The organism is Compostibacillus humi (assembly GCF_014637175.1).
Lineage (GTDB): Bacteria > Bacillota > Bacilli > Bacillales > Amphibacillaceae > Oceanobacillus > Oceanobacillus humi.
On record NZ_BMEV01000115.1, the window covers coordinates 1 to 3,872 of the forward strand.

Genomic DNA, 3,872 nt, shown 5'->3' on the forward strand with positions numbered 1-3,872 from the left:
TAACGTTAATTGCGGTAAAGTAGCCATTATAAGAATCCTTTCTGTGGTTATTTTGTCGTGATTTAACTTTAACAGAAATGGATTCTTTTTTCATTTATTTGATGCATGATCAATTCGGTTGAAATGCTTGATAGATAGGCATTAGAAAGTAATCAAAAGTTTTCTATGAATAATTCAGGTTCTTAGTATTTTTTGTTTTTAGATTTAATTTATGCAATGCTAGTGGTCTTGATTAAATTCCCGATTCAGTAGGTTTCCTATTTCAGATTCATTTACTTTTGATTTTCTAGGTTTAAATTGAGCGACTGTGTACTTGGAGACAAGTCCTTTTTCTTTCATTATTCGCCCAATCCGGCGACGTGACACTGTCCATCCTTGCTTTTGAAGCTCTTTGGATGAACACTCTTGAATTAGGAGAGCCTTTCTTTTGGCGGGTGTTTTTTCTGCAAAATCAGGTTCTGAATTTAACTATTGACCTTTACGTTACGTCATACTTTATAATGGCAACTGAAGGAGGTGCAAGACATGAGTATGAAAGTAAAAGAAGCAGCTGAATTGGTTGGTGCAAGTATTCGTACACTTCATCATTATGATCAGACTGGATTATTAACGCTAAAAAGAAACCACCGCTTCTGGCTATCGGCTTAATTCTGAAGAGAACTTGAAAAGTTACAGCAAAATTTATTTTTCAGAGAGCTTGGTTTTTCCTTGAAGGAGATTAGAACGATTATCCATAGCCCTTCATTTAATCAACAGGAAGCGTTAATCTTGCAACGGAAAATGTTAAAAGAAGAAAGGTGGCAGCAATGAAAATAGTGATTGAAGATACTATCAAACAATATGAAGAATTATTTAGTATGGAAGAAGAGAGAGAAGACTTCTATCGATTTTCAATGATGAAACCATTTGAACAAATGTGGAATATCATGAACGTTCCTTTAAAGGCAAATCAACCTAATGGATACGACGTAATAATGGCTACCAAAATGCTTGGATACCTTGATATATCAAATACCGAAACTGGAAAAATTGCGTTAGAGAAGTTAAAAGACATTCAAGCTCTTCAAACTGCCTATGACACTTTGAAGCAATGTGTTAAATTTATTCAAGATAATAATCTGAAAATAAATGCTAACGAGTTAAGATTTGGAATGTATATAGCTGACCCCGAAAAGCTCGAATTGCAAAAAGGTTATTGTGGATTCGGTGGGATCCCAGGTTTTATTCAAGTATCCATTTATCCCAATTCCTATAATATTCCGAAAATCCCTGCTGTAATTGCACATGAATTTCATCATAATATCCGTTTTTCATATTTTGATTGGGATCATGGAAACGTAACTGTTGGTGATTACTTAATTATAGAGGGGTTGGCAGAGTCTTTTGCAAAAGAACTGTATGGTGATAAACTTTTAGGACCTTGGGTTACTTCTTTTGACAAAGAGGATTTGGAATATTCAACAGAAATAATAAAGGACGCACTAGATGTTAAAGGATTTGCTGAGGTTAGTAGTTATATGTTTGGTGACATTATTGCAAAAGAACAGGGCTATCAACCGGTTGGCTTATCACCATTTGCTGGTTATGCAGTGGGATACCAAGCGGTACAATCCTTTATGAAAGTCAATAATGTGGGAATAGGAGAAGCTACCTTGCTTGATACAAAGGAAATACTGTACAATTGCGAACTATTTACAAAATAACTGATTTGTGGACGTCGTTAATCAGGAGATAAATTCTTTTGGTTGGCGGTTTTTATTTTGTAATTGATAAAAGTTTGTAATGTATGTATATTCTTTATAACAATGCTGTTGATATTGTTATTAAAAAGGGAGGACAACATTACTGATGGAAGAAGCTATCAGAGAAACTAAAAATTTGATTGAAGGTGAAGTCTTTTTAGTTAAGGATCTGTACAAAGTTTACGTATGGATGGAATAGGATACCAAGAAAGGACCGGATTTTGCTTGGAACTTTATTTCTTAATCGGGTTAGTAAAATATATAGTGTTTTAAAGGTTATTGAAAAGACTTCTTCAAATCAGTAGAGATATAAAAGAAAATTGGCAAGTAGAAAGAAGGGATAAAATTTATGGGTACCAGTATTTTAGTTGTTGATGATGAGCATGCTATAGCAGATTTAATTGAAGTTTATCTAAAAAATGAAGGTTTTACAGTATTCAAATTTTATAACGGTCAAGATGCGTTCCGATGTGTTGAGTCGAATCAGGTGGAGCTTGCGATACTTGATGTTATGCTGCCAGATATTGATGGTTTTACTATCTGTCGGAAGATTAGAGAAGGGCATAATTTTCCGATTATTATGCTGACAGCCAAAGAAGAAGAAGTCGATAAGATTACCGGACTGACATTAGGCGCCGATGACTATATTACTAAACCATTCCGTCCTTTGGAATTAGTTGCTCGTGTAAAGGCGCAGCTCCGAAGATTTACCAAATATAATTCTCCAGAGCCAAAGCAGGAAGAACACTTGATTGCCTTTTCCGGCTTGGTGTTGGACAGGGATGCTCGTGAATGTACGCTGAATGAGAAAAAACTATCGCTTACGCCTACGGAGTTTTCTATTCTTTGGGTTCTTTGTTCCAATCGAGGACGAGTGATAAGCTCTGAAGAATTGTTTCGCGAGGTATGGGGAGACAAGTATTTTAGTAACAGCAATAATACGGTAATGGTTCATATTCGGCATTTAAGAGAAAAAATGGGCGATAGCACGGAAAATCCTAAATATATCAAAACGGTATGGGGAGTTGGTTATAAAATTGAAAAGTGACAGAGATAAAAGAGGGAATGATTATACCAAATTAAAAAGAAAAGTATTTTTTAGACTGCTCCTTATTGTTTTTGTCACGGTCGCAACTGTTATTTTTTTGCGTTTTGTAATACAAGACAGTTTCAGTATTGGAGAGAGTATTGTAGAATTTTTGAAGAATAAGTTTTATTTGAGTGAAAGCGATGCTGTAATAATTTATCGGTATATATTTCTTTATAATAAAGATCTTATTACACTTATTGTGATTATTATATTATTGGTTATTTTGCTTAAATTTTCAATCTCTTGGTTTACTAAATATTTCGATGAAATAAGTAGCGGAATGGATAAACTTGTTGAGAAATCCAATGATGAAATTACATTATCACCGGAATTGGATTTTATGGAAAATAAGCTTAATCAGATAAAAGACAACTTGGAAAAACAAAAAAAAGCTGCACTTGATGCCGAACAGCGCAAAAATGATCTAGTCGTTTATTTGGCTCATGATATAAAGACACCCCTTACATCCGTTATAGGGTACTTAAGTCTTCTGGATGAAGCTCCTGATATGCCCCCTGATCAGAAGTCAAAATATGTCGGTATTACTTTGGAAAAAGCTTATCGATTAGAAGAGCTTATCAATGAGTTTTTTGAGATCACCAGATTCAATCTTCAAACTATTGTTTTGAATCACTAGCATTGCATAAATATAGTTGGAATATTCCGTAAATAATTTTCTCATAAATTAAGCCAAAAAGTCAAAGTCCAACTAAAGGTGGCTTTATCCATTTTTTGAAAATTATATAAAGTTCATCCAAAAGGGACAACGACATTTGCCTTTGTTATGGAACGGCTTTTTTCTCAAACCTTCGCAGCCAAATGTAAGCTGGCTTCCATAATGCTGCCTTTAACCAGCGGCTAATTCGAAGCAGCGACTTTTTACTTTTTGTTTCTAATTGAATCAGTACATGTAAACAGTAGGTGATAAGTGCGATGTAAATTTGATTTTGTAACGCCGTCTTACTCATTCCGTAAAAATGTTTGATTTCCACGTGCTGTTTCAGCCATTTAAAGAACAACTCGATTGCCCAGCGGGAGCG

The 3,872-nt window shown here is 34.6% G+C and carries 6 protein-coding genes and 2 pseudogenes; 6 read left to right on the plus strand and 2 right to left on the minus strand.

Annotated features, from left to right (window positions below):
* Nucleotides 1–231 precede the first annotated feature (231 nt).
* Nucleotides 232–390, minus strand: a pseudogene (locus tag IEV18_RS16425) (IS3 family transposase); the annotation flags it as partial.
* 135 nt (nt 391–525) lie between these two features.
* Between IEV18_RS16425 and IEV18_RS16430 the strand changes: the two are divergent.
* From IEV18_RS16430 to IEV18_RS16450, 6 genes and pseudogenes are all read left to right on the plus strand, one after another.
* Nucleotides 526–798 (plus strand): annotated as a pseudogene (locus tag IEV18_RS16430) (MerR family transcriptional regulator); the annotation flags it as partial.
* A gap of 8 nt (nt 799–806) precedes the next feature.
* The gene (locus IEV18_RS16435; protein ID WP_188393444.1) at nt 807–1,703 is read left to right on the plus strand and encodes a DUF2268 domain-containing putative Zn-dependent protease; all 897 of its coding nucleotides are present in this window, start codon (nt 807–809) and stop codon (nt 1,701–1,703) included.
* Between the two features lie 145 nt (nt 1,704–1,848).
* Nucleotides 1,849–1,941, plus strand: coding sequence for a DUF1413 domain-containing protein (locus tag IEV18_RS17680; RefSeq protein WP_428831586.1), 93 nt, complete (start codon nt 1,849–1,851; stop codon nt 1,939–1,941).
* 22 nt (nt 1,942–1,963) lie between these two features.
* Nucleotides 1,964–2,047 (plus strand): hypothetical protein, encoded by an 84-nt coding sequence (locus IEV18_RS17685; protein WP_428831588.1) that lies wholly within the window; start codon nt 1,964–1,966, stop codon nt 2,045–2,047.
* A gap of 44 nt (nt 2,048–2,091) precedes the next feature.
* A complete protein-coding gene (gene vanR / locus IEV18_RS16445) occupies nt 2,092–2,790 on the plus strand; it encodes a VanR-ABDEGLN family response regulator transcription factor (protein ID WP_188393445.1) in 699 nt (232 codons plus the stop codon).
* Nucleotides 2,780–3,469, plus strand: a complete 690-nt coding sequence (locus IEV18_RS16450) for a sensor histidine kinase (protein ID WP_229733704.1) — start codon at nt 2,780–2,782, stop codon at nt 3,467–3,469. Before vanR ends, IEV18_RS16450 begins: the two co-directional genes overlap by 11 nt.
* 145 nt (nt 3,470–3,614) lie before the next feature.
* Here IEV18_RS16450 and IEV18_RS16455 read toward each other — a convergent pair.
* Nucleotides 3,615–3,872: transposase (locus IEV18_RS16455; RefSeq protein WP_188393446.1), on the minus strand; the 258-nt coding region annotated here is incomplete at its 5' end.